Source organism: Microcystis sp. LE18-22.4A, from assembly GCF_027531105.1.
Taxonomy (GTDB): Bacteria; Cyanobacteriota; Cyanobacteriia; order Cyanobacteriales; family Microcystaceae; genus Microcystis; species Microcystis aeruginosa.
This window is the reverse complement of the sequence record NZ_JAPZRB010000273.1, coordinates 1-2,213: the sequence shown is the minus strand read 5'-3', so window position 1 is coordinate 2,213 and position 2,213 is coordinate 1. Positions and strand designations below refer to the sequence as shown.

General features: G+C 39.6%; 2 protein-coding genes. Both read left to right on the top strand.

Annotation, left to right across the window (positions count from 1 at the left end):
- Positions 1–816 precede the first annotated feature (816 nt).
- The gene (locus tag O9295_RS12820) at positions 817–1,386 is read left to right on the top strand and encodes a hypothetical protein (protein WP_288033183.1); all 570 of its coding nucleotides are present in this window, start codon (positions 817–819) and stop codon (positions 1,384–1,386) included.
- A gap of 116 nt (positions 1,387–1,502) precedes the next feature.
- Positions 1,503–2,114 carry a phospholipase D-like domain-containing protein gene (locus O9295_RS12815; protein ID WP_288033181.1) on the top strand — a complete coding sequence of 204 codons (612 nt, stop codon included), beginning with the start codon at positions 1,503–1,505 and terminating at the stop codon, positions 2,112–2,114.
- Positions 2,115–2,213 lie beyond the last annotated feature (99 nt).

The window sequence follows — 2,213 nt, the reverse complement described above, 5'->3', positions numbered from 1 at the left end:
AGAGCAAGTTTCTTTGTTCTATGTTAAGATGTTGGTGGCTCATTTTTGGGTCTGATTTGTTTTTGTTAATGATCAGACAGTACCTGATGAGCCTTTCTTTGTCAACTCTTGAGGTTGATGCGTTTCATTTTTGAATTGGCGATTCCTAACATACTTCTGATCTGTTTTGTGGGAATTATTTTGGCTCTACCGAACCTGTCATGCAAAACTATCAACAACTCATGCTTGTAAAGCTTGTATAGCAGGGCTTTGAGTTTTTGTTAGATTGATATTTATCAACTTTAGAGCATTGCTGGGCAGAGAGGGAGCTTGAGGAATTTTCTACAGTGTAAGTTCGGAAGAACCTCTTTTTTTGACTTGATCTCCTTCTCGGTAGGACTCCCGAAGAAGAACGGCGGGGGGGGAATTACGGTTAGGAACTTTTTCTATATACATGGCTATCATTTTAGCAAATGGAGAGAATTCTTGTCCATTAAGAAATGTTACAAATTACATGGGTACATTAAGAAATGTTAAGGGGGTGCATCCATTGATGGATAAGGGTTTTCGGCTATTGTGGTATATATGTATGGGGGAAGTTCAGTTATTCCAAAAGTTAGATGCTTTCAAGGAGTCGGCGTGTTAGAGTGGGAAGCGGAGATAGATGATAGGGTTGCTCCTTTGCATGGGTTTACTGGTGAGGAAATGAAGATTATTAGACATCTCCAAAAATTATAATCCAGTCACAGCTTGATTTTAGCCTGCGCACTAATTAAGTAGTTCGATAACTGAAATGTATATCTGTCGTTGCTAATTCAATTTTACTGAAAAAATATAATGTCAAAAAACAAAACCACTTCAAAATATTTGCTAGAAAATCCCAACTTCAGAAACTTATTACTGTTAATTTCTATGGCAGTGCTAGGTTTTTTTATGTTTATCATTTTCCATCGCATGATGAATGGGAATTATTCAATTTCATATCCTGACATTATTTTAATTGCTATCTTCGTTCTTTTTTTATCAGGATTTATTAATGGTATAAGCGAAATTTCATTTGGAGAGAAAGGTTTTTCGGCACGATTCAACAAAGTAGAACAAGATATCCAAACTATAAACGTAATTGCAAGGAACATTCTAACTTTTGGTGAGCGTTTACAACTTCACCAGCTTAACAAAAAAGAAGATAAAGTAGATGTCTTATATACTGGCTTTCTTTTTGATGACATGATGAGTTTATGTAAACATGAATTTGTAGCCGAAAAAAAATCCGGAGACTTGTGGAAAATGCAAGCAGAGCATCAGTATAATACTAGCCAGTCATATAATCTTAAAGACTATTTTAAGATCACAGAAGCTGGAATACAATATCTAAAGCTCCTCGATAAATTAAAAAAACAACAATAACAAATATAGAGTGAGGTTTCTTTGTTTTTAATGGCTCGGCTGCTAGGAATAACTCACATAGCTTATTTATCAGATCTATCTTGGGCTGAAATCTGGCTAAAAAATTGTGACTAATTATGCCCCTCCCCGACTACATAGACAACTCCACCCACACTCTAGAAACCATCCTCAAACAACTGATTGAGGACGAGAACCAACACATCCTCGACATCGCCACTGGATTCTTCCGCATTGAAGCATGGTTACGCCTCGAACAAGCCATGAACCGCCTGACCAGCTTCCGTCTGCTCATCGGGCGCGACCCCGCTATCAGACCAGCAGAAAGTGACAGAATTGACCTCATCCGCTACTTCCGCAGGAATATCCAAGAGCAGTTGGAAGGCGAACCCTTCAAGAGAGAATACAAAAACCAGATCGATCGCATAATCGCCTATCTACAGCAAGACCACGTTAAGGTCAGACTCTTTGGAGCATTGGGGGAAAAATCTCAATTCCTTCATGCTAAAGCCTACATCTTCGACCATTACAGCATCGTCGGGTCATCTAACTTTACCCCCGCTGGACTGCAAGGCAATACAGAGTTAAACATCGTCAACAAGGTGGGAGCGATCGCATCCGACCTTAGACAAAACTGGTTTGAGAAGTTCTGGAATGACCCCAGTGTTGACCTCGACTACAAGACCAAGCTAATGGGACTTAAACAAATTTCAAGCCCAAACAAAGCCTAAACTGGCTTTGTAAGCGGCAAACACATCCCGATTCTCGGTCAGCCACTCAAAGAAACGGAAAGACATCGCTGTCCGAAAAGCTGCCAAGGCTTCCACAAA